The organism is Bacillota bacterium, assembly GCA_013178045.1.
Classification (GTDB): Bacteria; Bacillota; Ch66; order Ch66; family Ch66; genus Ch66.
The window spans coordinates 12670-38361 of sequence record JABLXP010000010.1 but is presented as its reverse complement, the minus strand read 5'-3'; the positions used below and the strand labels follow the sequence as shown (position 1 = coordinate 38361).

Genomic DNA, 25692 nt, shown 5'->3' with positions numbered 1-25692 from the left:
TATAACTTCTGACAGCAATAGTTTCTGTCAAGATTAACCATATAATTGCAGGATTTTACTTTTTTTAGTCGAAATATTCCTACTAGTCATTATTTTATCAAGGGGATGAATAACATGAACAAAAATGAGGCAGCAATTCCTGATTTCGGGAACGCAAAAAAATACGGTAAAGATCTTCTGGAATGTTTTGTTGCTATCGCACCTTATATTCCGATAATGTCAACCGCCGACCTGGGAATCTTTGTCTTCGAAGGAGAGACAATCAGGGTCTACTGTCCCTCTAAGACGCTCGACCTGAAACGGAAGCCGGGTCAGCGCGTCTTAAAAGGGACAGCCAGCTACGAATGTATGCAGAAGAACACACGGGTCGTGCAAGAATTCACCCGGGAAAACTCCCTCTTTGGTATCCCCTACTTGGCGACTGCCATCCCCATCTGTGACGAAAATAACAAACCAATTGGTTGTTTGACGATTACCGAAACCGTTGAACGAGAAGTCGCGATCCGGGAATCAGCCGAGAACCTGAGTGCCGTCTCTCAGCAACTGGCCGCCAGCATTGCCCAAATCGCCACCCAGGCCGAACACCTCGCCGAGGTCGCCCAACAACTGGCCACATTTTCCGCTACCGCGGTGCAGCAGGTTAAAGAAACCGATCAGGTCGTTAAGTTTATTCAAAACGTAGCCAGTCAGACCAACCTGCTGGGCTTAAATGCCGCTATTGAGGCCGCCCGAGTCGGCGAACAGGGGCGGGGGTTCGGGGTGGTGGCTGATGAAGTCCGTAAGCTGGCCGTACATAGCGCCGATTCAGCCAAACAGATTACCACAATTCTGCGGACGGTACAACAAACCATCGATTCCATGCGGGACAAAATTGAAGACGCTAAACGGCTTATTGTGGAACAAGCGAACACCATCCGCGAAATTTCTGCGACCAGCCAACATGTCGCTGGCATGTCTACCCAGCTCGGTGAACTTTCTAATAAACTGATGAAGGGAAAAATGGAAACCCGCTAGGGTCTCCATTTTTAACTTTATTTTTTTATTATTTTTTATTGCTTTATTGCCGCCACAATTTCTGGTTCCAAGCCGGGAAACTGGGCCAGCCATTCGATCCGCTCTCGCCGCAAATTGTTTACCAGTTCCTGATATTCTGCCTCGCTGTAGTACTGCCGTGGATCGTACTTAGTAAGATCCAGTCCTGCAACGGCACTTGGCACCAAGTAGCCCCAGTCCGGGTCAGTCTGCCAATAAATGCCTCCTTTAGCAATCTGCTTCATGATCTCCGTCGAAACTTTGATCGTGATTTTCTCTCCCTCGAAACCGTCTTTCGCCCCCACGCTCCCGGTATTGAGCAGGAAACATTCAATATCAGGGTTGGCCTTCAGAATAGACAGGAAGCGGTTTCCCTCTTCAAACTCGGGTCCGACAATAAATGGATTGGTACCGACTTCACGTTTCGACTGACCTGCCTTGGTCGGATCTCCTGCTGAGGTCTCAATAGATTCGCCGAGCATGAAAAAAGCAGCCGCCTGGGCCGGGTTTAGTTTGGCCACTACTGGTACCGTGTCTTTGCGCCGGGTGATAAAAATAATCTTATGGGCCTTCGGTAAATCTATGGTGTCATCCGTATTTTTTACGGAAGAACGCAAGAGCATACCGCGTCCATTGGAGGTCAATTCAGAATTAGCGAAGTCGATCCGGCCATCCGGCTCTACCTTCACGTTCTCAAAAATAGCCGTCGGACTTGTCGCCGCCTCGTAAAGCACCTTTTGCGATTCATCTAATCCTTCGGTCTTGATATAGAAACCATTTTCCGTACCGTAACAGAAGCCGGCCTCATTCATCAGGACTACATCATCTTGCCTGATGACTACCCCCTCTTCTCCAGATAAGCCATGGTTGTGAATCGTTAGGGTAGTCTTTCCCGTGCCGCTTAAGCCAAACATGATAAACCCAACATCTTCTAATTGTCCGGCTGAGTTCTTGATCCGGAGCAGTTTACTGCCAGCGTTAAAACCCAGCCAGCCGCGTTTCTTGGCCACATACATCGCCATCCGCAAAAACGACTTCTTGCATTCACCGAAATAATCCGTTCCCAGGATATAGGTCACCCCAGCCTCAGGATTAGTAAAGATGATCCGTTCCGGCCATTCTGGCACGTAAACACTAATCAGGTCAGGCTCCTTTCCAGGAAGCGGTGGAAATAGGCTATTGTACCACATAAAAGGAATGCGGGCGTATTCCTTCGTGATGTACAGGCGACATGCCAATTGGCTCTGGGGATTTTGCCCCAGGGTGCGGTCCAAACAGATCACTTCTCTATCTTTCAGGTAATCTACAACTTGGCCAATTAGTTCCAGGGCCCTGGCTGGGCTGATCGGCGACTGTTTGACCCCCAGCTTCACGCCATCTTCAATGATATACGTTAACTTGGCACTTCGATTTCTGACCTTGGTCACATAACTGGCACTGCCGTACTGGGTGGTGCGCTCTTCATGGCTTGCCCACTGTCGAAGTTGTTCATACGACGGATTTGTCCACATCTGCTTCGCTCTGATCTCTGGCCGATATTTGTTCATTGGTAATACCTCCAAATATGTTTAATGCTGAAACCACGATAAGAAATTTCCAACCGCCAGGAAATTTCCTACCCACTACCATATACGCATTTTCCAGTAAAAATCCTTCCAGCAGTTAAACTAAAAATAGAAATTTTTTGCCTTTCGATTATTTTATAACTGAACCGGCCAGCTTTTTGAACTTTTATGGACAATTTTTGCTTTTCCTTTTCATACTTGATAAAAACAGCTTCCGCCAATAAATTCACGCAGGATTGAATTAGACGGAACCTCTTCATCCGATACCGGCAGGAAATAACTCAAGAACTTGAGCAGACGTCTAGCCTCCACAAACTCTGGCACCGTAGGCTCGATCTCCCGCAAAAGCGGTTCAGCATATTTTCGCAGTACAGCTAACTCGTAAATCAAAGACGAGTTAAACATTACATCGGCCTCTTCCTGGAAGGGAAAGATATTTCGCTCTTCCCCCCGTCGGACTGAAGGCCACTGCCAGATCGTTTTCAGGGCGCTGTGCCCGCGAAACTGGTGGTCACGGACAATCCGTCTAATAATTCGCGTATCCGTGGTAGGAATACGGTTATGACTATCAATATTTAGTTGGGTCAGGGCACTTACATAAATTTTAAACTTGTTATCCCGAGAGATGGCTTCTGTCAAGCGGTCGTTCAATCCATGAATCCCTTCGATAATAATGGGCTGTTTAGAACTAATGCGAATTCGCCGTCCGTTGTACTCGCGCCGTCCAGTCCGAAAATTATAGACCGGTAGTTCCACTTCCTCACCCTGGATTAATTTTGTTAATTGTTGATTAAATAGGGGAATATCGATGGCATCAAGGGCTTCAAAATCATAGTTGCCATTTTCATCCTTGGGTGTCAATTCACGGTTAACAAAATAGTCATCCAGCGAAATTGAAACCGGCCGGAGCCCGTTGACCCTCAGTTGGATAGATAGCCGCTGAGCAAAGGTTGTTTTGCCGGACGAAGATGGCCCAGCGATGAGGATGAGCCGAAGTTGGGCTTCTCGCGCGGTAATCTCATCGGCGATCTGGGCTAATTTTTTTTCGTGGAGCGCCTCCGCGATGCGGATCAGCTCGCCGATTTTACCCGCAGCGATCACGTCGTTCAGGGCACCCACATCTGTTACCTCAAGAATATCCGCCCACTGTTCCGCTTCCCGAAAAACCTTGGACAACTTCGGCTGCTCAACGTATGGTCTCACTTTATTCGGGTTTTCTTTTTCCGGTGTCTGCAAGATCATCCCGGGCGGATAAAACAGGAGAGCGAACTTTTGCAGATAACCAGTACTCGGGACCATGTGTCCGTAGAAATAGTCATGTAAACCCGCCAGACTGTAGACATTGACCGTATCTACCTCCCGGTACTTAAGCAGGCGGGCCTTATCTGGCTGTCCTTCCCGCTCGAACAGCTCGATTGCTGTCTGTTTAGGGAGAGTCTGTTTAATAAATGGAAGGTCAGCCGCTACAATTTCGCGCATCTGCGCCTCAATCCGCCGAACCACTGCCTCATCGGTCGGGTAATCGCGCCGCAGTTCGCAATAAAGCCCATTACCGAGCGAGTGATGGATGTTCAAACAGCCATCAGGGAACAAGTCCCGACAAGCCTTGATCAAGACAAAGGACAGGCTGCGACGGTAAACCCGCAGCCCATCTTCCGTGCTCAAGTCCAGCCACTCGACTTGACAGTCTTGGTTGAGCGAATATGACAATTCTCGGATATGGTTATCAACAATCGCCGCCACGATCGGAGAAGAATACGCAGGTTGAAACTGTCGGCTGAGTTCGAGCAGCGAAGTTCCCTTGGGTACTTCTACCGTCGTATCCCTCAGGCCGGTAATCTTAATAGTCGCCATGTTTTCGGTCAACATTCTCCCCCCTGTCTATCTTTAAGTAACTTCAATTTCCTCCACATATAACTGTATGAATAACTTAGACGTTAATGATTGAATTCCTGTTTCACCGACACCTTTCTCCTTATCAGGCTAGCAGTTTCTCTTAAAATCCCGGGTGGGACCGGCAGATTATCATTATCAACCTTAACTTTGCGTTGAGGAAAATTTTCGGTTATAATCACTGTTAAGAGGAAGTCAACAAGCATAAGGGAGAGTGACTGGGTTGCCAGAACTAGTTTATTTTAACGGTGAAGTAACAGACTTTACTTCCGCTCGGGTTTCAATTGATGACCGCGGCTATCAGTTCGGGGATGGTATCTACGAAGTAATTCGTGCCTACCAGGGGAAACTTTTTGCCCTCCATCAGCACCTGGAACGTTTATTTCGGAGCGCAAAAGAGGTGTATATTCCCCTCCCCTATCAGCCCGCAGAACTGGAACAACTCTTGCTCGACATTTACCGGCAGAGCGCTCTCTCCGAAGCCATGATGTATATCCAGATCACCCGAGGAACGTTACCGCGCAAGCATATCTTCCCGCTGGATTTAAAACCTAATCTGCTGGTTACAATCCGCCACTTACCGGATTTGCCCTCCAGTCTGTGGGACGACGGCATCTCCGTTATCACCGTACCCGACGGACGCTGGGACAAGTGCCATATTAAAACTATTTCTTTAATAGCTAACATCCTGGCCAAGCACCAGGCCAGAGAAGCTGGTGCCGACGAAGCCATTTTCGTTCGTAACAACGGGATTGTCACCGAAGCGGCATCCAGTAATGTGTTCGCGGTGATCGACGGGACCATCTTTACTCACCCCGCCGATCACCACATTTTGGCTGGGATAACCCGTCAATATGTTCTGGACATTGCCAGGGAGCAAAACCTGGCTGTCCGTGAAGACTTTTTTACCATTGACGACTTGCGTTGTGCTGAAGAGGTCTTTATCACCAGTTCGATCCAAGAGATTGTGCCCGTAGTCAGAATTGACAATCGGGCAGTCGCTGATGGTCGACCAGGAAAGGTCACCCGAAAACTGCTAGCGTATTATCGAAAACGCGTAGCTGCAGAACTTTCGTAGGCAAAAAACAAGAGCATTAAACCCACATCGCCAGGGTCTTCGGATAAACATAAATCTGATTCGGCACTGGCGAAAAATTGTATAGGAACATTTCAGCTAGCAGATCAGTTATCGCCCCTTTATCTGGCCCCGGCTCATCGTTTTCCTCTCCCGAGGAATTCACCACCAGTTCAAAAACAAAAACTGGCACTTCTACCCAGCCCATTAACTCCAGTTCCTTACAGCCCTCTTCCAGATAAGCAAGCTCCGCCAAAGGAACGGAGAAAGGCCCATTTCCGTAAATACCATCTTCAGTGTTCCGGATACGGTCGATAAACTCCTTTAACCGTACCTCTTCCGCTTCATCCTTGGTATACTGGAACAGGACATCAAACAACATCTGGGACTGGACCCGCACAGACAACTTTGGTTTAATCAGGTGTTTTTCTTCTCTGAGAAACTTCAACTGAAACGGGGTTTCATAGTTGGGCACTAAACATCAGCTCCTCAAGTTTTTATTTAAACTTAATGAATCGAAAACATGACTTAAGGGCAGCAGGTTTTGCGCCAAGTTTGCCGAAGCTATAATAAGGAAATAATACACTTCAGGAGGCGAATCAGGCATGGACAGCCTGGATGAGGTTTTCGTGATTGGAGTCATAATCAACAAGGCTAACAACAGATATTATCTGCAATTAGCTGGAGGGAAAGAAATCGAAACCGATGCTCAGACCGCCAAAGACCTCATCGCCAAAGCAAAAGCTGAAGAAATTCCCATCAGCGTGATGTGTCTCATCCCTTTGTCCGAGGCCAGCAGGTGAAGCTAGCCATATATGTAATTTTACACGATCTAAGACAAAAATCCCAGGGATTTATAAACTGTGCGATTATAGCAAACCACCACAGATTTCTCCCGGTAGTTGACAACGTCCAGGATCTGAAGTTTATAATTTGGGTGAAGGGAGGGATCAGACTTGCCAACATACACCTATGAGTGTCCAAAGTGTGGCCGCTTTGAAAAATTTCAGCGGATTAGTGATCCCGTTCTCCAGGAATGTCCTACTTGCTCTGGCCACATAAAACGCCTCATCACAGGGGGCTCGGTTCTACTCAAGGGAGCCGGGGAATTAAAAGGTGGCGACTGGAGCGGGAAAAAGATGGTTGAAGATTATTACAAGCGCAAAGATAAGGAAAAGAGCGAAGGACTTGCCTAATGAAAAGGAAACAAATAGCATAGAAGGGGTGGCCATTAAGCTGCCCCTTCTGATACTTATTGGGCCTGTTGATAACGACTTCAATTCCGCTGACCGACCGTCACCAAGTCTTCGTTGCAGACGAGCATCTTTTCGGACTGACCCAGCCGGGTATACAGGGTCACCCTAGCCCCCCATAGATTAACCAAATACTTCAGGGTTTCACTGGCATACGTGAGTTCTAATTCCCGCCCATCATATTCGTGCTGGAGAATTAACGACCGGTCTTTATTCGATACATCTACCACTTTAATCACCGGCACATTGCCTAGCCCGACTGCCTGAGCCAGACTGTCACGGATTTTTTTCCACCCCTCTTCATCAGCTATTTCCGTAATCAGATAATCTCGACCCTTTTTGCGAAACTCGAACAGATTTAACTCCTGACAGAGTTCATGGGTTAGGTAACGGCGTAAAAAAGACTGATCCCGTTCCAGGGTGCGGACCTCGAAGATTTTCTTGGGGTCATCAGAGAATCGCCTGACCAGGTCCTCGAAGATCTTGAAGCCAATTTGATAAGGATTGACCGCGCCGGTGACTGGCCGAATGATCAGGTTGTGACGGGTAAGAAATTCCAGGTGCAGGCCAGGTGGTAACCCAAGCTGGTTCAAGATCCGGTGGTGCCAGTAACTGGCCCAACCTTCGTTCATGATTTTGGTTTCTACCTGCGGTAGAAAGTATTTAGTCTCTTCAATCACAATATTGATCAAATCTTTTTCCCATGCCTGTAATTGACCAAACTCAACGATAAAAGACAGCAAGTCCTCATCAGGCTCCAGGGGAATCTTGTTCAGATCGGGTAGCAGCTCCTCCTGGTCTGGAAATAACCACTCGTGTTCTTTCCTGGTCTGGTTGTAACGCTCCAGGATTCTTTTTTTCTTTTCCTCGTGGCTGATTCTCTTTTCGCCAATCACCCGGGTGGTCTGCCAGCGCAAAGCATGGGCTGCGTCCAGCACCCTTTCTACCCGCTGGTAGCCAATACTGGGGTCATAAATGTAGCTGCGAACCCGGTCGGCGTGATTCTTGAACATTTCCACGGTGTATTCCGCCCGGGTACCCTGCTTGAACAGCCGGTTGTTCTTGAAAAAGTCGTTGTGTCCGTACACGTGGGCCATGGTTAAGATTTGCAGCAACAGACTGTTGTCCTTCATCAGATAGGCCAGACAGGGGTTCGAATTGATCACCATTTCGTAAGGTAAACCGACCAGATTGTACTTATAAAAGGTACTCAAACGGTCATAGGCTTTCCCAAAACTCCAGTGGGGATAGCGCGAAGGCATTCCAACATAGGCTTCATAACAGAGCATATCCTCATAATCACAAATCTCAAATTCCTGCTCGTAGTAGTCCAGACCGGCAGCCCGGGCGATGGCTTCGATTCGCTCGTTCCACTCGACCAGATCTTTTAAGGTATAATCATTCATGCTTCCACCCCCAGTTCACTCCTGGTCTGCTTCCACCTTGAGCAACTGTCGAAAAGCCGGCCAGACATCTTCCTTGGCGGAAAAAGTTACACAACAGTAATTCCGGTGCTTGACCTTAGTTTCAAACTCGCTCCGCATGGTATTCTGAGGGCTCCAGGATGTCACAATTTCTCCATAACCAAACAGATTACAAACTTCGCAAAGGTGATTGGCCAACCGGACCGCCTTTTCGTTATCTTCTGGCCAGTTCTCCCCATCGCTGCAGTGGAAGGCGTAAATGTTCCAGATTTCCGGGTTATATCTCTCTTCAATAATATCCAAAGCTTTTTGATAACCGCTGCTGATCATTGTTCCGCCTGACTCTCCCCGATGGAAAAATTCATCCTCGTTGACCTCTTTGGCTTCCGTCGAGTGCGCCACAAAGACAACCTCCACGTGCTGGTACCGAAGGCGGACGAATTGATACAATAAGAAGAAAAAGCTTCTGGCCAGATATTTCTTGGTTTGATCCATTGAGCCAGAAGTATCCATGATACATAGTACGACCGCGTTAGATTCCTTTCTGAATTCCGCCTTCATCCGGTGAAAGCGCAGATCATCCTCCTTAAACGGGAACCGGCGCTCTTCCCACTCTTCTCCATGCTCATCTAAAAGACGTTTAGTGGCCTGTTTTCTTTTTATTTTTTCTACCACCGTACGGCGTTTAGCCAGACGGGGTAGGATTCCTTTACGCTGGTAACCCGACCGTTTAAAACTGGTCACTGCCACGATCTCCGCTAGTTTCTTGCGTTCCATGTAAGGTAGCTGCAGGTCTTCAAATAGATAGTTGATCAGTTCCTCGATAGTGACCTCGGTTTCGTAGATGTCTTCTCCCTCTTCTTTTCCCGGCTGGGAACCGGTTTGCCCTTCTTGCACCCGGTCACGACCAATTCGTTGACCTCGCTGTTCGTCACCCGCCCCTGTTCCTACGCCAGGCTTATTGTCTCCGTAGATAAACTGGTATTCTTTCAGCCCCCGGATCGGGATCTTGATCTTCTTATCTTTACTCTGGCCGATAATGCTCTCTTCGGCAATGATCTGGCCAATGTTCTTCTTGATCGAGTCTTCCACCAACTGCCTGTGCCGCCGTCGATCTTCAGCCGACCGGTCACGTCCTTGACCTGAAAATTCTCGAAAAACAGTCATCTCATCCACCCTAATCCTTCCAGAGGTTATTGGCCGCATATTTCAGAACCACATTACAGCAGTGGTCACAGTACCCGTTACGCTTCATTTCCTCCACCATCGCTTCGTACTTCTTGCTCTGCTCTTTATCCCGGACCTTGGCCTGGGTAATCACGCGGGACAGTTCTTTTACCGAAGCAGTAAGTTTTTTCTCGATCGCCTCTTTCAGTGGTTCATAACTGGTGTAGTCAATCATCGCGCCATTACGCAGCATGGCAAACATGTATGCGGTCACATCCTGGCGGAAACCCTTGGCCGCCGTGCCGGTGATGCCGATCTGTTCTTCAATAGACTGCAAGAACTTTTCATCTGGTTCCAGTTCTTCGCCGGTATTGCGGTCCTTGATTTTGGTCTTATTCACAAAGGCTTCCGCATGGTCCAGATAGTTATTAAACAGGGTCTCTGCTTGTTCCTTGTACCCGTGTATAAAAGCCCGGGTAACCTCCTTCTCCAGAATCCGGTTATATTCCTTACGAATCGTATCCTGGAGGAATCCCAGATAACATTTCTTTTCATCATCGGAAACAGTTAAGCCCCGGACTGACTTAATCAGAGACTCGAGCACGAGGATCGGGCTAATGCAATCGTTTTCTGATTCGGAAAAAGCGTTATCGATCGCCTTCATCACAAAACGGGTGGAGATGCCGGTCATGCCCTCACGGGGAGCTTCCTGCCGCAGTTCGTGAATGTCGATCTTTTTGGTGGCCCCCTTCTCCACAATCTCTTCGCCATTATAGATCTTCAGCTTGGTTAATGGGTCTGCCTTATTTGAAGGTGCCAGGCGGGTTAAAATAGCAAACATTGAAGCCACTTCAATGGTATGGGGAGCAATATGGGCAGCAAATTTACTCTGCCGCAAGATCTTCTCGTAGATCTTGATCTCTTCATTCAGTTCCAGGCAGTAGGGCACTTCAATCTTCACAATCCGGTCAAGAATGGCTTCATTGGTATGGTCGGCCTTAAACTTGTTCCATTCCGCTTCATTGGAGTGAGCAAGAATCACGCCATCAAAATAAATCATCGGCCCTTTACCTGGCGAAGGAATCGACTTCTCCTGGGTCGCAGTGATAATCGCGTGCAGGTATTCCACATCGTTCTTAAACACTTCAATGAACTCCACAATTCCCCGGTTACCAACGTTAAAAGCACCATTAAGCGACAGCACCCGGGGATCATGTTCGGGATAGAGATCCATCTTTGAGATGTCCACCGAACCAATCAGCACCGAAGTGTCCTGGTTATTCGGGTCAACGGGCGGCACGACCGCGATCCCCTTCCGGGAACGAATTGAAAAATCGACCGTCTCCACGGGGAAGTTTTCGTACTCGCCGCGGTAATCATTAACCAAACGGTAACGACAGTGCGGGCACAGATCACCCTCAATTTTTACTTTAAGCAGATCTTCAAACTCTTTTCTTAGGTGTTTCGGTACTAAATGGAGTGGCTCTTCCCGCATCGGACAACCCTTGAGCGCAAAGATTGGGGGGCTGGCTTCGAGAGCTCTTTTCAGGCTTTCCATGAGGGAAGATTTCCCTGAGCCCACTGGTCCCACCAGGTACAGCACCTGGCGGGACTCTTCTCCCTTCATTGCCGCCGAATGGAAGTACCGGACAATCTCCATGATGGTTCTGTCAATCCCGAAAAAGTCATCCTGGAAGAATTTATAACGACGAATTACCTCGTTGCCGAAAATTCTTCTCAGACGAGGGTTTTCCTCAGTTCTGATCACCTCGACACCCGGTCGGGTAATCAGTTCATAAATACGCTGGTGGGCCAACATCGTTACACTGGGATTTTCCTTGACTATCACCAGATAATCAAGAAAAGTCCCCTCCCAATGCTCATGTTTTCGTTGGGCCCGATCACCCTTGATCAATTTTGTAAAATCAGCTGCCATTAGATAGCCTCCCCTCTCCTCACCAATCCAGGGTCGAGATTAGGCTGACAATCTCGATAGAAGATTCCTACAAATTGTAGTTATCTATTTATATGCTCCTATACCCAATTTTTGCACCTGGCTACTGGTTTGAATTAAGAGGTGACATTATTGGAAAACTTTTCATATAATGCACCGGGGGTGATTAAGTTGGAATTAGAAGAAATGAAAATAAAACTGGCCGTGATGGATGAAAAAATCTGTGAACTTGAGGAAGGGCAGAAACGGCAGAATATTGCGATTGAGCGAGTTGAAAAAAAGCTGGAAAACATCCAGCATTGGATTTTGGCTGTTCTGACCGGTGTAATTATCAATCTCGCGATTCGCTTCTTCGCGATGTGAAAATAAAAAGGCAGCCACCACTGGCCACCTTATTCTTGCTTCCTTTAAGAAATTACGGGAAGCTTAATCACAAAACACGTCCCCTGATTTATTTCGCTGGTGACTTCAATTCTTCCTCCCAGATCCCGAACAATCCGACAGGCGATCGTCAACCCAAGACCAGTACCGTTTGGTTTTGTACTGAAGAAAGGCATAAAAAGCTTACCCAGGTTTTCTGTTGGAATACCGACGCCAGTGTCTTTGATCATAATCTCCACAAAATTTTCCGTTGGTGAGAGCCGGCTGCTGAGCGAGAGCTTACCGCCATCTGGCATGGCCTGGAGCGCATTGTTCACGAGGTTTAATATAACCTGTTTGATCTGGTTGGCATCACCCTCAACCAGGGCCGGCTGAAGCATGATCTCGGTCTCAAGGCTAATGTCCATAAGCAAACACTGGTTGGTAACCAGCGGTAAAAGATCCCGGAGCAACAAATTTAGATCCAACACCTTGATTTCTTGGGGTTTCGGTTTCGACAGAAGCAAGAAATTGCTGATCACACTGTTAACATGGTCAACCTCTTGAATCATGAGCTTAATCCACTCCAGCTCATCGGGATCGCGGTCTGGCTTAGCTGCCATAAGCTGGAGAAATCCTTTGACCGTGGTTAATGGATTTCTGATTTCGTGCGCGGTGCCGGCCGCCAGTTCACTTACTGTCGCTAGCAATTTCGCCTGTTCAATCGAGTCCTCGTATTTACGCTGCAGGGTCAAATCTTGTAGCAAAATGATCGCGCCAATCAGTTTCCCCTGAACGTCGAATATTCGTGATGTGCTGCACAGAAAATACACTTCTTTCTGTAAAAAAGAACTCCAAGTCAGTTCTTTTCTGCGCAGTTCTTCACCCGCATAAAGAGTTCGTAGCAGCAATGAATCCTCCAGACGAGAAAAATGAAAAACATCACTGTACCGTCGGCCAATTACTTCAGCCGCGGATTTTCCGTAGAGCTGTTCCGCCGCTTTATTAAAAATGATAATATTCTCGTGAACATCTATCCCTACCACAGCTTCGGGGATAGACTCCAAAACAAAGGCGCTCTGGTTAAGGAGATTTTGCAAAGTTATACCCCTGCTCTCCATGGCAGCCACCATTGACTGGCATAACCGGGTGTCCTGCGGCTGCGCTTCCTGAAATAATGTATTGGGAGCCCGCTTTCTCCTGGGAATTAAAGGCACAGATGCTGCTCCATTTCCATCCATAGTCATCATACCTGTCACGTACCTTTCTGCAAAAAAATCTTCGACTAGTTTTACAAAGAAACGGTCAATATATTTTGCTTAACATAGTATTCTTTTATATATGTATATATGATTATTCGACATTTTTCTGTTTTTCCTGCTAAGATTCCTACATAATAAAAAATTTTTATGGATCGCCAGGTTAAAAATTACCCGGGCTGTTGGCCGAATTGTCCAAACTAACTGGTCGGAAGTCCGTGAAGTCACAGGCTACCAGTTTATAGTCAATCCCGTTGATATGGCCAGTGATTGCTTTAGCCTGGCCTTCTGCATGTAAATGTCCGTAGACACAAGTAGTCACCCGGTAAGTCTGCATGAGATCCACAAACCCACTGGGCTGCCCCAGATTGTTAAACGGAGGGTAGTGGAGCATGACCACCGGCGCAGAGTAGCCGGCCCGATGCGCCTGGCTCAAGGACATCTCCAAGCGGAGAAGTTCGCGTCGGTATATTTTTTCGTCATGGGGGGTGAACAGGTCATCGCCAGGAGTAACCCAGCCACGCGTCCCACAGACCGCCACTCCCTCGACCACTACATAATCATTATGGATCGCGACAATCGAAGGTGGAAGTTGAGCCCGCAGCCGATTGATGCTGTCCGGCCACCAGTAATCATGGTTGCCCTTGATCAGCACTTTCAAGCCATTAAGTTCAGCCAACCACTGCAGGTCAACCATTGCTTCCGGTAACTTCATGGCCCAGGAGAGATCGCCACAAACCAGGACAACGTCCGCTGGCCGAACAACTTGATTCCAGTTATTTTTAATCCGCTGTTCGTGGTCCTTCCAGTGTCCCCCGAAGAGATCCATTGGCTTGGGATTAGCGAATGACAAATGGAGATCGGCAATAGCAAACAGCGACATCTTTCCTCTCCTTCTCGTAACACCTTCCCTCACTAGTGTTGACGGCAAAGTCAAACTTCAATCCTCAACTACCTAAAGACCACCGCTTCCAAGTAGGCAGCGCGAAAGTAAGCCAACTTGGTTAAACTGGTTAGCAGTAACGTAAAACAGCAGTTGGCGGGACCCCTGACTGGTAACGTAAATCGGCGTAGCCGTAACGTGAATCAGAATCACGCACAGGCACGCCAGTGCCCGTAAAAATTTCACTTCTGGGATCACCGCCCGGCCGGCCTGCACAGTAAAACACCTCCACCATCTCAGCAACTCGTACTATTTTCCACCCACCAATTCGATTAATACTAGACCACCCATTTTTCAGATAAACTGATTTCCCGTTCGAGAATAACCTGCTCCTGCCGGGGATATCCGGCAAACCGCTCTTCTTCAATCTTTTTTAAGACCTCTTTATACTCCTTCACCAGGACTGCGGTGGCTTTCAGAAAAGATGACCGCAAGTCGACGCCGGCCTGCTTAAGCTTTTCGCGCAGGTGCTGGTTAAACTCCGCCTCGGTGGTCTCAAGTTCTTGGATGAAGCCCGCCCACTGGCTTATGGATTCCTCCTCCCACATTTTGATTCCTGGACAAATAAAGTGCCGGCAAACTGATTCTCTGAACTCTACTGGCAGTGAACAGCCGGTATCAGTATTAAACTGACAGCGATGACCGACCATTGGATCATCCAGGTAGTTTACCGAAATCCAGGTAGTTTCGACTAAAACCCGCGGTCGATTGATAATGAGTAGCAACAAGTCAGGCCGTTTAGCTCCGATATACGCGATATCTACCACATGGAAAGTGGGATTATATGTACAACAGCCTTTAGCCCGACTGAGCGGGCAGTTATAACACAGATCGCACTCGATCCAGCTCCGCAAACCCAGGTTGTGGAAAGTAAGTTTTATTTTCGTTAACAAATTTGTTCACTCCTCAGTTTTTTAAAGATACATTCGCTGGCAACCGCCGATATTCCTGCGCGCTTTCGACACAACACGACTGATTTGCTGGCTGTCCGTTGCGTGTGTTGAACACTCCGTCGATTTAAGCTATACTGAAGTAAAAGTTGTCTAATTAGGCAGTTACTGACATTCCTTGGAAATGGGGAATATTGAGTGCTTGATTCTATCCCACTTGTTTCCGAACAAAACTCAATCTTCGCGCTGGACATCGGCACCCGGACGGTGATCGGCATTGTGGGCGTGCCGCATGAACAGAGCCTGCGCGTCATCGCCCAGGACATAACGGAACACGAGAGTCGGACCATGATTGATGGCCAGATTCATGACGTGGTTAAGGTGGCCGCCGCGGTCTCTAAAGTTAAGGCTAACCTGGAGCAGAAAGTGGGGTTTCCGCTCCAAAAAGTAGCCATTGCCGCCGCGGGTCGGACGTTGCGAACCAAGCACACACAAGTCACCATGGAAATCAACGAAGACATTGAAATCGATCCTCTGCTGGTTAACAGCCTGGAATTGGCTGGGATCCGTCAGGCGCACCAGGAACTCGAAGCCGAACTGGCTGGACCAACCTCAGAACGCTTTTATTGTGTTGGCTATACGGTCGTGACCTACTCCCTGGATAACTGGACAATGACCAGCCTGATCGGGCACCGGGGCAGAGTCATCGGGGCCAACATCCTGGCCACTTTTCTGCCGCAGTCGGTCGTCAATGGCCTCTATTCTGTGCTGAAGCGATGCAACCTCGAACCAATCAGCCTCACTCTAGAACCAATTGCCGCTATCGATGTAGCCATCCCGGAAAACCTCCGCTTGTTGAACCTGGCCCTGGTCGACATCGGCGCCGGGACATCGGATATCGCGCTTACCAGCAAAGGCGCTATCACTGCTTACGGTATGGTACCGATAGCCGGTGACGAAATCACCGAAGTAATCGCCGAGGCCCTGCTCGTGGATTTTCAAACCGCGGAATTCATTAAACGCAGTTTGGGACAACAGCGCGACATCACGTACCGGGATGTTCTGGAATTGGAACAAACCATCTCCTCTCAGGATGTCATGGCCATCATCGACCCGGTGGTCAACAAGTTAGCGGACGAGATCGCGCAAGCAATAATTAATCTTAACGGGGGACAACCCCCTAGTGCTGTTTTCTGTGTCGGAGGAGGTTCCCAGTTGCCTACACTGACCGACAAACTGGCTGAACGTCTGCAGTTACCCCCTCGGCGCGTGGGGATTCGGGGAAGACAGTCCATACCTGGCCTGGTGGTTGATGATCCCGGGATCGCTGGCCCGGAAGGGGTCACTGTGGTCGGAATTGCAACGGTAGCCCTGAAAAAAATAGGACATGATTTTATTAACATCAAGGTCAACGGAGAAGAATTTCGGTTGTTTAACTCCAAGGAGATTAACGTCGCCAATGCCATCGCGCTGATCGGGTTTAACCCCAGAAGATTAATCGGGCATAACGGGCGCAGCGTTGAATTCTTTTTAAATGGTCAGTTGGAAGTTGTTCCCGGTGAGATGGCCAAACCAGCCCAGATCTCAGTCAACGGACACCCGGCTAATCTGTCCACCCCCGTAGCCAGCGGAGACAGCATTGTGATTAAACCGGCTGAAGATGGTCGGGACGCACAACCGCTGATCAGGGATTATTTAGCTTACAAAAATATTGACCTGGCTGAAGTGACCATCCTGGTGAATCAGGTTGAAGTCACTCCCGACTATGTCATTCAAGATGGCGATTGTATTGAACTAAAAAATAAGAGAGAGGTCGAAGACACCTCCCCCAGTGCTGCCAAACATCCACATGTTCCACCTGCTCATAACTCCATCAAGGTCCAGGTCAATGGTCAGGAAGTCACCCTGACTGATCAGGCGAACTACATCTTTGTCGATATCTTCACTGTCATTCAGTTCGATCTTTCTCAACCAAAAGGAAAAATCTATCTCCGGCTTAACGGGCAAGAGGCCCAGTATACCGATCCATTAAAGGACGGAGACATAATCGAGGTAGGCTGGGAAAGTTAACGCTTCAGGCCGACTGCGGGCGGCCGCGTAGTCGGCGCACGGCCTGTTCCAAACCCTCCACGGTCAGTTCGTACATCGGGAAAATCTGTTTGATCAACTTGATCGTGTAAGCCCCCGCGGTCCAGGTCCACTCATCGGCAGGAATCGGATTCAGCCAAACACTGTGTTCAAAATGCTCCGCTAAACGCTTCAACCAGACAATCCCCGGTTGATCGTTATGGAGGCCCCACTCGATAATGCCGCCCACCATGGTCAGTTCACTTGGGGCCATGCTGGCGTCTCCTACCACCAGCAAGCGGTAATTGCTGTCCAGAGTGCGTAAAACATGTTCGGTCTGCACCGAGTTATAGCGGCTGCAGCTTGGGTCCAGATACAGCCAATCATAGACACAGTTGTGGAAATAGTAGATCTGCAAATCCTTGAAGTGGGTTGACTTGTTGACCGCTGTAAACAGTTGGTTGCACAGCCGAATGTAGGGAAACATCGAACCGCCGGAATCCATCAACAAAATAACCTTCACAGTGTTGCTGCGTGGTCTGGTCCAGACCAGTTCCAGTCGGCCCGCATTTTTGCAGGTCGCGGTAATGGTTTCCTCGATGTCCAGTTCGGTCTTTGCCCCATCAAGCCGGGTGGTAAACTGGCGCAGCTTGCGCAGGGCGAGTTGAAACTGACGAATGCTTAAAGTTTCGTCAGTCCTGAACTCTTGAAAACGTCGCTCCCCCGCTACTTTGACGGCAGAACGGTTACGCGACGCCCCACCAATCCGCATCCCGCCAGGATGATATCCCGAATGTCCAAAGGGTGACGTTCCCCCAGTGCCGATCCAGTACGAACCCCCGTGATGCTCTTCATGCTGTTCCGCCAGGCGTTTTTCCAATTCGCGCTTCAGACTTTCCAAATCGAGTTGTTTGGGTAATGGCAGCAGTTGTTGTCTTTCCTGGGGATTAGGCAGTTCCCGGTCCAACCACTTCCAGATCCGGTCCGGTAAACCTTCGGCTGTCTCCACATCGCCAAAATATTGACTGAACGCCAGGTCAAAGCGATCGTAGTGCGCCTCCGTCTTAACCAGGACCGCCCGACATAAATAATAAAAACCAGTCAGGCTGGCCCCGGCCAAGCCCTGGTCAAGAGCCTCCATCAAGGTCATCCACTCGTTGATGGAAACAGGAATCCCGTATTCCCGGAGTAGAAAGAAAAAGTCACTGAACATTTCTTCTCTCTCCCTACCGAGGATTGAAAAAGGAACTGCGCTGACCGCCCGGCACGGACCGACGTCCTTTCACCCGGCGCAGCAAGGCGTCCAGGTCCTGATTTTTTTTAAGCAATACGCCCAGGAAGGGGACTTCTTCGCCGATCTGTTCCGGCCGGATACCACCGATCACCAAGGCTTGGAGCCAATCCAACAGTTCACTGGTGCTCGGCTTCTTTTGCAAATCAGGCAAACTGCGAATCCAATAGAAAGCTTCCAGACACTGTTCCAATAGCCGTTTCTCGATGTGGGGCAAGTGGACCTTGACGATCTCTGTCATCATATCCTGGTCGGGAAAAGCTATGTAGTGGAAAATACACCGCCTTAAGAAAGCATCAGGCAGCTCCTTTTCGGCATTGCTGGTGATGACCACCACTGGCCGGTGTTTAGCCGTAATCGTTTCTTTCGTTTCCGGGATGTAAAAACTCATCTGATCGAGTTCCCACAGGAGATCATTGGGGAATTCCAGGTCAGCTTTGTCAATCTCATCGATGAGCAAAACCACCGGTTCATCAGACACAAAGGCTTCGCCGAGTTTGCCCAGTTTAATGTACTGCCGGATATTTTTCACATCGCCATCACCGAACTGACTATCGTACAGACGTTGGACGGTATCATAATCATACAAACCCTCCTGGGCTTTAGTTGTCGATTTAATGTTCCAGATCAGCAGCTTCAAGCCCAGTGAAGTCGCGATACTTTCCGCCAGCATCGTCTTGCCGGTGCCGGGTTCCCCCTTAATCAACAATGGCTTGCCCAGGGCAATCGCGATGTTAACACTATTGCGTAGTTCATCAGACACGATATATTTGGCAGATCCGTTAAATCGACCAAACTTGTTCTTCATTTCACATTTTGCCTCCGATCATTCCGCATCTTTCATTGGTGAAAGAATAACAAAAAGTTTATCTATAGTCAATCCAAAAAAATCAGCAGTCCCTGGAGATAACCTTCAGATAAAAAGCCACGGACCAATTACGGCCGTGACTCTTTTGCTAATTTCATTAACCGATATTCGCCTGGCTTTAATAATTCTCACACATCGGCTGATAATAAGCCCGAGGATGAGCACACGCCGGACACACTTCCGGTGGTTCAGTCCCCATGTGGACATAACCGCAATTGCGGCACTGCCACCGGATCGGTTCCGTCCTTTTAAACACAGTACCCTCCTGAACCCGCTTCAACAAAGCCAGGTATCTCTTTTCATGCTCCTCTTCCACTTCGGCCACTTCCCGGAAAAAGTCAGCAATGTTGGCAAATCCTTCCTCTCGAGCCACCTGTTCAAATTCCTTATACATGTTTGTCCACTCGTGATGTTCCCCGGCAGCCGCTGCCGTTAAATTCTCGACAGTTGTGCCGATTCCCTGAAGAAAATTGAGAATCCGTTTGGCGTGCTCCTTTTCCTGGTCCGCCGTCTCCAGAAAAATCCCGGCGATCTGTTCAAACCCTTCTTTCTTGGCCTGGCTGGCAAAATAGGTGTACTTGTTACGGGCCTGGGATTCCCCCGCAAAGGCAGCCAGCAGATTCGCTTCAGTCCGAGAACCTTTTAATTGCATTTCTTGCTTACCTCCTTGATTATTAAAGTATAATTAATTTAATTGATTTTAATTATACTTGTTTTTTCGGCATGAAACAGCCCAATGCCTGCTGAAAATGAAAGATTTTAACAAATTCAACCAAAATTAAAGGAAAATCAATATTTGAACAAGAATATAAGTACAGTTATTCCATAGACTACAAGCAGAATGAAAGGAAGATTCTCCACGTGCAAGAATTGATCAAGGCAATCGAACTCGCCATTGAAGAAGAGAGAGCGGGAAAAGAAAGATACCGTCAATATGCTTTGAGCGCCACTATGCCGGAAATAAAATTAATGTTCGAGCAGTTGGCGCAGGAAGAAGCGGCACACGAAAAGCGCCTGGTAGAAAAACTTCAGGCATTGAAGCTGATCTATCTAGAAAATTACCCCGGCGCTCAAGACGGTCATCAGAATGATGGTGGCAAGCAAACTAACCGCGGTGATGACCAAACGCTGGTTTAAGCGACGGTTATGCGCTAGTAGATGGGTAAAGTAGACCGCGTCCCCGGCAAAGGCCACCGCGAGTAGCAGGGTTAACCAGGCGGGGATCCGGTGAAAGACCTCCGGCTCACTCAAGTATTTCCACAGAGAAGCAGTTCTACACTCTCCTTGCTGCGTAAGAGGTCAACCTGGGTGCGGGCCACCTCGATTCCAGCCTTAACATCGCCCATGGTTAACGTCACCTGCTCATTGACCTGCTGCACCAGATTAGCGGTACGCTGGCACAATGACAGGTACCCCGCCAGGTCGCTTTCCGTCGCTGGACCCATGAGTCGGCGAGCAGCCTGAAGCAACTCGGTAAACGAATTATCCAGGATAGTCTGGCTTTCGCGTAAAAGCCGGTAATAACCTGCCAGAGTCCCATACTGTTTCGACAGCTGGCCGATCCCAGCTTCCAGCTCTTCAGCTGTTGGCAACTCATGACCAGTTCCAAAACGCTGGTGCAGGCCGGCTGAGACAGCTTGTTCAATTTCATCGGCAATGGCTGAAATGATGCGGGTGCGCTCGCCAAGATAACGCATCCGGGCATTATGGGTAAAGATCGCTTTTTCCAGCAACGGAAGCCAACTTCTCAGGCCATTTAACCCTTCCTCCGTCAAGTCAGTGGGATTGACCCGATACAAATGCCGTTGCTCCTCAGCAGCTGTTTTAATGTAGGTCAATTGACCAAACCGCGTCGAAAAACTGACCTCCTCGATAGGTACAAGCCAGCCGGTCATCTCTTCAGCCTCAGCCACTACTAAGGTAGTCTCCCCAATTCTCAACGGAAGCTCGTCAAGCTTATTCACCACTGCGAAAAACTCGGCCCTTAGCCAGCCCAGAGTTGAATCAAGACCATCCTGCACCGCTGACGCCAGTTCCAGGATCAAAAAATTCCCCTGACTGAACAGGGTAAGCCATCCCCAGGTAATATCCGCCCGGTCAATCACCATCGGTGAGCTCTGTAGCTTGAAATCAGCAGAACTTACCTTAATTGTCCTTCCCGTCAATTCAGACCAAATCTGCCAGACAATCTGCCGGTCGGTCAGTAAATAATACAGGTAATGGCCCACAAATCTGCTCAACTGTACGCTCACCTACTTCGAATTTGATTTATCCACCCCTATTTTTTAGTGGTAAACTAAAAACTACATACCCAGAAATTCCTCAACAGCCCTTTTCAATCCGTCTTTCTCCACCTGCTTCGTGTGCCAGATCGGCCGGGTTGTCAGACCTCTTAACCCATCGGGAATTGTAAGCCGACAGGACTCTGCCAGCAGTTCTAGCAGTTCAAACTCGTCCCGGCTGCGGGCCGCTCCCTCACCCAAGATGGCCTTAACCACACTGACCGCAAATTTAAAAGGACTGGCCGTGGAGGCGATAATAGTTGGTGTATTGTCCTCCGTCGCCTGGCGATATTTGATGTAGACGTTTTGACCAACCGCGGTATGGGTGTCTACCACGTAGCCATACAGAGCATAGATTTCCTTGATCGTCGCCAAGGTTTCCGCATCGGTAGCAAAATCCGACCAGAATACATCCTGCACCTGCGCCCGGGTAGCCGCGTCCACTGCGTAACGACCGGTTTCTTTTAACTCGATCATCCACTGGCGGACCTGCGCGGCGTTATGGTCGGTCAGTTCATACAGCAGCCGCTCCAGGTTACTCGAAATCAGGATATCCATTGAAGGTGAGATCGTTTTCGCCAAAGGACGGTTGCGGTCGTAGACGCCGGTCCGGATAAAGTCAGTCAACACATTGTTGGCGTTAGCCGCGCAGATCAACTTATTTACAGGCAGTCCCATCCGCCGCGCATAAAAAGCGGCCAGGATATTACCAAAATTACCGGTTGGTACCACCACATTGATCGGGTCACCTTCATTCAGTTCTCCCTGTTTCACCAGGTCCAAGTAGGCAGAAACATAATAAACAATTTGGGGAACCAGGCGGCCCCAGTTAATCGAATTGGCCGAGGATAATTTCAGCCCGTGTCCTGCCAATAAGTCGTTGAAAGCCTGATCGCCAAACAAATTTTTAACTCCGCTTTGGGCGTCATCAAAGTTCCCTTTCACGGCTACCACACTTACGTTATTACCTTCCTGAGTAACCATCTGTCTTTTCTGGACTTCGCTTACCCCCTCGTCCGGGTAAAAAACGATGATTTTGGTCTGTGGAACATCGCGAAATCCTTCTAGAGCCGCTTTCCCGGTATCTCCCGACGTGGCGACCAGAATGACGATCTCCGCGTCCTCACCCGTCTTCCTGACGCTGGTGGTTAACAAGTAAGGTAGAATCTGCAAGGCCATATCCTTAAACGCACAGGTTGGTCCGTGCCAGAGTTCCAAAATATAAGTAGTCTCACTTAACTTAACCACCGGGGCGATGGCCAGGGCATCAAATTTTTGTCGGTTGTAAGCTCCATTGACACACCTAGCAAGTTCCTCCGGAGTAAAATCAGTCAAATAAAGGCTCAACAGGGACAGGGCCCGCTCCTGGTAGGTCGCCCCCAATAAGTCTCGCCACTGGTCAGACGTTAATTTCACCGGGTTACTGGGAACATACAAGCCACCATCCAGGGCTAAACCCGTCTTAATTGCTTCCGCGGAAGTAATTGCCGAACACTGTCCCCGGGTACTTTCATATAACACTGATTACAGCCCCCTCTAAGCAATTAATCTTTTACCGACCATAGTTAAATCAATTATACTATTTTACCCCAGTTTCTTCTAGAGGAACTCGCTCACCTGAATTTCCACCCGGTATACAAACAGCCCCGCCGAAAAGACGGGTCTTGGCTTGCTTAATAGTTCTAAATTAGCTAAGCTAACGCGGCATTTTGTTCTTTTTTTAGCTCGCGAATAAACGCCGCACCTCGCTCAATCACCGTCACATCAACGGCATTTTATCCAGATACTTACCCTTGAAGGTTTTGACCAGACAATCATACATGTGTTCAGTAGCAACTATGCCGGTTGCTTCAATCAAGGCTCCTAACATCGCCATGTTCGTTGCACGGGGAAGGCCGGCTTCCGTGGCCAGTTCGAGGGTCGGCACCTCGTAGACGATCAGGTCTTTGCGCTGGGCAGGCCGGTTGCTGGTTAATAAGGGTTGAATTAATGAAGACAACCCCGCCCGGCTTAACCATTGGTTCAAACTTATCCAGCGAAGGCCGATTCATCGCCACCAGAATGCGTGGGTTAGCTACCAGGGGGGAACTGATTTCCTCATCGGCAATGGTCACCAGACAATTCGCAGTCCCTCCGCGCATCTCCGCCCCATAGGACGGCACATAGGTCACTCTCTTTCCTTCCGCCATGCCGGCATATGCCAGAAACAACCCCATGACCAGAACACCCTGTCCCCCAAAACCAGCCAATAAAACCTCGTTTTTCATTATTCCACCCCTTTCGGGACCTTGAACTCACCCAGCGGGTACACCGGTACCATTTTTTCTTCAATCACCTCAGACCGGTGATCGTCAGGCGGGAAGTGCGCTCAATTTCCCGCGCCATTTTTTCGATGCTGGCCGGGTCGCGCGTAAAAGGTCGGTAAGGATTGATGACCATTACTAGATCGTGCTCAGTCTGACGCAGGTCGGCCCAAAATCCACCGAGCGCGGTCGCCCCGATTTCGTCACCGCCCACATCGAGGAGCATCCGGCCGACAAACTCCTTCACTAGGCCCCTGATCCCGGGGCTCAAGATCGGCAAATCGGCATTCATCCACTCTTCCCGGGGGAGCTACCAGCCGAATCCCCTGTTCGGTTAAAAATCTCTGGCCTCACGGGAGCAAAAATATGGATTCACCACGTCAAGTTCCACCAGAGCGACCGGTTGTCTCGTCCGCCAAGCCAGCGCTATATTGATCGCAATTTCCGTCTTACCGCTTCCAAAACCACTGGTTAAGATGGCTACTCTGTGAAGATTAAATGGAAAATCCGGTTTAATCACATTATCCATATGAGTCGACCATACCTTTAAAATATGAGCCTTTTGCAAAATTAGCTTTTTTGTTAAAGGTAAAACATTGTTAGTCGTTTAGATGTACTCTTTTTTCGCTAGATTAAGGTCAAAAACCAAACCACAATGTAATTTAACATTTTATTCCAGGAAATGGTTGCACGTGCAGAATTTTTGGATTTCCTTAATTTGGGGCTAATTTTTAAGCTGCTTTTTGCTGTTGTGACTTCTTATCTTTACATGATGCCAAAGCCGAAGCTAATAACACGATGGCATTTATGTAGACATGCGTTTTAACTTTCTCAATTTCCCTTACGTGAAGGTCGTTGGCTGTAAGATTTTCTTTGAGTCGAGAATGGCAGCGTTCCACAGATGTTCGCTTGTCGTATAGTTCTTCCCACCGTTTTGATCCACGGTGGGGAAGAGAAAAGCGTCTTAGATCATCTTTAACATTAATTTTTACAACCATCCCATAGTTTGAAGAAGAACACCAAGTCATTCCATTGGGGCAATCGACTTTACCAAGAGCATGGGGGCAGCGAAACTTGAGATAGTTCTTTTCGCAACCCCAATAGACCATGTCGTATCCCATAGAGCACCTGGGAGTACCATTGAATGAAAAACCTTCGGGTGGTTCCTTTGCATTTCTTAGGTTTAAGGGAATAATGGCCTGTGCACCGTGAGCTTTCGCTGCCTCATAGTTCTTCAGTTGATCATAACCTGAATCAGCAAGAACATAAGCTAACTTTCCTTGAGAAGTCTGAGAAGCGACTTTTTCAACTAGAGCAGGCCCCATGTCTCCATCATTAATGTTCGCTGGAGTGACTTCAAGGGCTACTGGTAATTCGCTCGCAGTATCAACAGCTAAATGAACCTTGTAACCAAACCAAGTAATCTTGTTCATGAAGGTATCATATTTAGCTCCCCATGTGGCATTGCCGGTTCCCTGGCTCTTTGATTTGGGTTGCTTCTTCTCGTAGGCATCAATTGCTGTGCTGTCAATTGCAATGGTATCGCCGACAATAATACCTTCATCCCGACACTGCTCTACCAAATCATCAAACAGCTTTTGAGCGATTCCCTTCTCGGTAATTTGCGCAAAGATTCTACTAAATGTGGAAATTGAGGGAACCCTCTTAGCGAGTTCGAAGCCGCATTGGTACCGAAATCTAATATCTTTGACCAACCGATCACGAAGGGCGGTGAACTCTGAAATGTTTTCAAAAGGAGCTGCAAGGAGTGCTCGAAGGATTGCTTCCCGGCTTTGCCCTTTTCTTCCACGGGGTGAAGCAGATCTTAACTCCTTGACATATGGACGCAAATCCAAAGCACTAAAAAATAGTTCCAAGCGGCCTTGAGATTCGATTTCTAACCATTGCTCGAAGGAAAATAAGTTTTGTTGGAGAATATACAAGTGACTCACTCCTTTATGGGGTTTTCGGTTTGGTTACTTGAAAACTTCTCCAAATTGGGGTGAAGTCCTTTTTTATGGCCCTAAAATCCTTAGTAAATCAAGTGTTGGAAAATTGCAAAAGGC

General features: G+C 48.5%; 25 protein-coding genes and 1 pseudogene. 7 read left to right on the top strand and 19 right to left on the bottom strand.

The window, feature by feature from the left end; genetic code table 11:
• The first annotated feature begins 105 nt into the window (after positions 1–105).
• Positions 106–1014, top strand: a complete 909-nt coding sequence (locus tag HPY81_06800; protein ID NPV27148.1) for a hypothetical protein — start codon at positions 106–108, stop codon at positions 1012–1014.
• Between the two features lie 35 nt (positions 1015–1049).
• On the opposite strand, the gene HPY81_06795 is transcribed toward HPY81_06800, so the two are convergent.
• Both HPY81_06795 and HPY81_06790 read right to left on the bottom strand, forming a co-directional pair.
• Positions 1050–2579, bottom strand: coding sequence for a phosphoenolpyruvate carboxykinase (ATP) (locus tag HPY81_06795; protein ID NPV27147.1), 1530 nt, complete (start codon positions 2577–2579; stop codon positions 1050–1052).
• A gap of 210 nt (positions 2580–2789) precedes the next feature.
• Positions 2790–4466 carry a nucleoside kinase gene (locus HPY81_06790; GenBank protein NPV27146.1) on the bottom strand — a complete coding sequence of 559 codons (1677 nt, stop codon included), beginning with the start codon at positions 4464–4466 and terminating at the stop codon, positions 2790–2792.
• Between the two features lie 247 nt (positions 4467–4713).
• Here HPY81_06790 and dat point away from each other — a divergent pair, with 247 nt between their 5' ends.
• Positions 4714–5568, top strand: coding sequence for a D-amino-acid transaminase (dat, locus tag HPY81_06785; GenBank protein NPV27145.1), 855 nt, complete (start codon positions 4714–4716; stop codon positions 5566–5568).
• A gap of 16 nt (positions 5569–5584) precedes the next feature.
• Here dat and HPY81_06780 read toward each other — a convergent pair whose 3' ends face one another.
• Positions 5585–6040: a hypothetical protein gene (locus tag HPY81_06780; GenBank protein ID NPV27144.1), complete on the bottom strand. Its 456-nt coding sequence runs from the start codon at positions 6038–6040 to the stop codon at positions 5585–5587.
• A 130-nt stretch (positions 6041–6170) separates the two neighbouring features.
• Between HPY81_06780 and HPY81_06775 the strand changes: the two genes are divergently transcribed.
• Together HPY81_06775 and HPY81_06770 are read left to right on the top strand one after the other, a co-directional pair.
• Entirely contained in the window at positions 6171–6368 is a 198-nt protein-coding gene (locus HPY81_06775) for a hypothetical protein (protein ID NPV27143.1), read from the top strand.
• A gap of 153 nt (positions 6369–6521) precedes the next feature.
• Entirely contained in the window at positions 6522–6761 is a 240-nt protein-coding gene (locus tag HPY81_06770; protein ID NPV27142.1) for a zinc ribbon domain-containing protein, read from the top strand.
• An 80-nt stretch (positions 6762–6841) separates the two neighbouring features.
• Here the strand turns inward: HPY81_06770 and HPY81_06765 are convergent, their stop codons facing one another.
• From HPY81_06765 to HPY81_06755, 3 genes are read right to left on the bottom strand one after another with little or no spacing between them, the layout of a single operon-like run.
• Positions 6842–8224, bottom strand: coding sequence for a SpoVR family protein (locus tag HPY81_06765; protein NPV27141.1), 1383 nt, complete (start codon positions 8222–8224; stop codon positions 6842–6844).
• Between the two features lie 15 nt (positions 8225–8239).
• Positions 8240–9409: a sporulation protein YhbH gene (gene yhbH / locus HPY81_06760; GenBank protein NPV27140.1), complete on the bottom strand. Its 1170-nt coding sequence runs from the start codon at positions 9407–9409 to the stop codon at positions 8240–8242.
• 10 nt (positions 9410–9419) lie between these two features.
• Positions 9420–11345 carry a PrkA family serine protein kinase gene (locus HPY81_06755; protein NPV27139.1) on the bottom strand — a complete coding sequence of 642 codons (1926 nt, stop codon included), beginning with the start codon at positions 11343–11345 and terminating at the stop codon, positions 9420–9422.
• A gap of 150 nt (positions 11346–11495) precedes the next feature.
• On the opposite strand from HPY81_06755, the gene HPY81_06750 reads away from it, so the two are divergent.
• The gene (locus HPY81_06750) at positions 11496–11726 is read left to right on the top strand and encodes a hypothetical protein (protein NPV27138.1); all 231 of its coding nucleotides are present in this window, start codon (positions 11496–11498) and stop codon (positions 11724–11726) included.
• A 44-nt stretch (positions 11727–11770) separates the two neighbouring features.
• Here the strand turns inward: HPY81_06750 and HPY81_06745 are convergent, their stop codons facing one another.
• The 4 genes from HPY81_06745 to HPY81_06730 all read right to left on the bottom strand — a co-directional run bounded on the left by HPY81_06745 (position 11771) and on the right by HPY81_06730 (position 14818).
• Positions 11771–12823, bottom strand: a complete 1053-nt coding sequence (locus HPY81_06745; GenBank protein NPV27137.1) for a PAS domain-containing protein — start codon at positions 12821–12823, stop codon at positions 11771–11773.
• Between the two features lie 322 nt (positions 12824–13145).
• Positions 13146–13865, bottom strand: coding sequence for a hypothetical protein (locus HPY81_06740; protein NPV27136.1), 720 nt, complete (start codon positions 13863–13865; stop codon positions 13146–13148).
• Between the two features lie 72 nt (positions 13866–13937).
• Entirely contained in the window at positions 13938–14141 is a 204-nt protein-coding gene (locus HPY81_06735) for a hypothetical protein (GenBank protein NPV27135.1), read from the bottom strand.
• A gap of 62 nt (positions 14142–14203) precedes the next feature.
• Positions 14204–14818, bottom strand: a complete 615-nt coding sequence (locus tag HPY81_06730) for a hypothetical protein (GenBank protein ID NPV27134.1) — start codon at positions 14816–14818, stop codon at positions 14204–14206.
• 207 nt (positions 14819–15025) lie between these two features.
• On the opposite strand from HPY81_06730, the gene HPY81_06725 reads away from it, so the two are divergent.
• Complete coding sequence (locus HPY81_06725) at positions 15026–16885, top strand: molecular chaperone Hsp70 (GenBank protein NPV27133.1); 1860 nt, start codon at positions 15026–15028, stop codon at positions 16883–16885.
• A gap of 4 nt (positions 16886–16889) precedes the next feature.
• On the opposite strand, the gene HPY81_06720 is transcribed toward HPY81_06725, so the two are convergent.
• The 3 genes from HPY81_06720 to HPY81_06710 form a co-directional block, all read right to left on the bottom strand.
• Positions 16890–18095 (bottom strand): VWA domain-containing protein, encoded by a 1206-nt coding sequence (locus HPY81_06720; protein NPV27132.1) that lies wholly within the window; start codon positions 18093–18095, stop codon positions 16890–16892.
• 13 nt (positions 18096–18108) lie between these two features.
• Entirely contained in the window at positions 18109–18981 is an 873-nt protein-coding gene (locus HPY81_06715; protein NPV27131.1) for a MoxR family ATPase, read from the bottom strand.
• Between the two features lie 178 nt (positions 18982–19159).
• Positions 19160–19693, bottom strand: coding sequence for a rubrerythrin family protein (locus HPY81_06710; GenBank protein NPV27130.1), 534 nt, complete (start codon positions 19691–19693; stop codon positions 19160–19162).
• A 209-nt stretch (positions 19694–19902) separates the two neighbouring features.
• Here HPY81_06710 and HPY81_06705 point away from each other — a divergent pair, with 209 nt between their 5' ends.
• Positions 19903–20178 carry a hypothetical protein gene (locus HPY81_06705; GenBank protein ID NPV27129.1) on the top strand — a complete coding sequence of 92 codons (276 nt, stop codon included), beginning with the start codon at positions 19903–19905 and terminating at the stop codon, positions 20176–20178.
• Between the two features lie 110 nt (positions 20179–20288).
• Here HPY81_06705 and HPY81_06700 read toward each other — a convergent pair whose 3' ends face one another.
• The 6 genes and pseudogenes from HPY81_06700 to HPY81_06675 form a co-directional block, all read right to left on the bottom strand.
• The gene (locus tag HPY81_06700) at positions 20289–21281 is read right to left on the bottom strand and encodes a hypothetical protein (GenBank protein ID NPV27128.1); all 993 of its coding nucleotides are present in this window, start codon (positions 21279–21281) and stop codon (positions 20289–20291) included.
• 63 nt (positions 21282–21344) lie between these two features.
• On the bottom strand, positions 21345–22844 hold the full coding sequence (locus HPY81_06695; GenBank protein ID NPV27127.1) for a threonine synthase: 1500 nt from the start codon (positions 22842–22844) through the stop codon (positions 21345–21347).
• Positions 22845–23014: 170 nt separating this feature from the next.
• Positions 23015–23590: pseudogene (locus HPY81_06690) on the bottom strand (2-oxoacid:ferredoxin oxidoreductase subunit gamma).
• 64 nt (positions 23591–23654) lie between these two features.
• Complete coding sequence (locus HPY81_06685; GenBank protein NPV27126.1) at positions 23655–23918, bottom strand: hypothetical protein; 264 nt, start codon at positions 23916–23918, stop codon at positions 23655–23657.
• Between the two features lie 42 nt (positions 23919–23960).
• Positions 23961–24155 carry a hypothetical protein gene (locus tag HPY81_06680; GenBank protein ID NPV27125.1) on the bottom strand — a complete coding sequence of 65 codons (195 nt, stop codon included), beginning with the start codon at positions 24153–24155 and terminating at the stop codon, positions 23961–23963.
• 202 nt (positions 24156–24357) lie between these two features.
• Complete coding sequence (locus HPY81_06675) at positions 24358–25569, bottom strand: transposase (GenBank protein ID NPV27124.1); 1212 nt, start codon at positions 25567–25569, stop codon at positions 24358–24360.
• Between the last annotated feature and the right edge of the window lie 123 nt (positions 25570–25692).

Coding starts and splice junctions, on each gene's coding strand:
- HPY81_06755 (NPV27139.1), bottom strand. CDS start 11,345: ATGGCAGCTGATTTTACAAAATTGATCAAGGGTGATCGGGCCCAACGA.
- HPY81_06790 (NPV27146.1), bottom strand. CDS start 4,466: ATGTTGACCGAAAACATGGCGACTATTAAGATTACCGGCCTGAGGGAT.
- HPY81_06800 (NPV27148.1), top strand. CDS start 106: ATGAATAACATGAACAAAAATGAGGCAGCAATTCCTGATTTCGGGAAC.
- HPY81_06680 (NPV27125.1), bottom strand. CDS start 24,155: ATGGATAATGTGATTAAACCGGATTTTCCATTTAATCTTCACAGAGTA.
- HPY81_06715 (NPV27131.1), bottom strand. CDS start 18,981: ATGAAGAACAAGTTTGGTCGATTTAACGGATCTGCCAAATATATCGTG.
- HPY81_06710 (NPV27130.1), bottom strand. CDS start 19,693: ATGCAATTAAAAGGTTCTCGGACTGAAGCGAATCTGCTGGCTGCCTTT.
- HPY81_06720 (NPV27132.1), bottom strand. CDS start 18,095: ATGTTCAGTGACTTTTTCTTTCTACTCCGGGAATACGGGATTCCTGTT.
- yhbH (NPV27140.1), bottom strand. CDS start 9,409: ATGACTGTTTTTCGAGAATTTTCAGGTCAAGGACGTGACCGGTCGGCT.
- HPY81_06795 (NPV27147.1), bottom strand. CDS start 2,579: ATGAACAAATATCGGCCAGAGATCAGAGCGAAGCAGATGTGGACAAAT.
- HPY81_06765 (NPV27141.1), bottom strand. CDS start 8,224: ATGAATGATTATACCTTAAAAGATCTGGTCGAGTGGAACGAGCGAATC.
- HPY81_06775 (NPV27143.1), top strand. CDS start 6,171: ATGGACAGCCTGGATGAGGTTTTCGTGATTGGAGTCATAATCAACAAG.
- HPY81_06685 (NPV27126.1), bottom strand. CDS start 23,918: ATGAATGCCGATTTGCCGATCTTGAGCCCCGGGATCAGGGGCCTAGTG.
- HPY81_06740 (NPV27136.1), bottom strand. CDS start 13,865: ATGTCGCTGTTTGCTATTGCCGATCTCCATTTGTCATTCGCTAATCCC.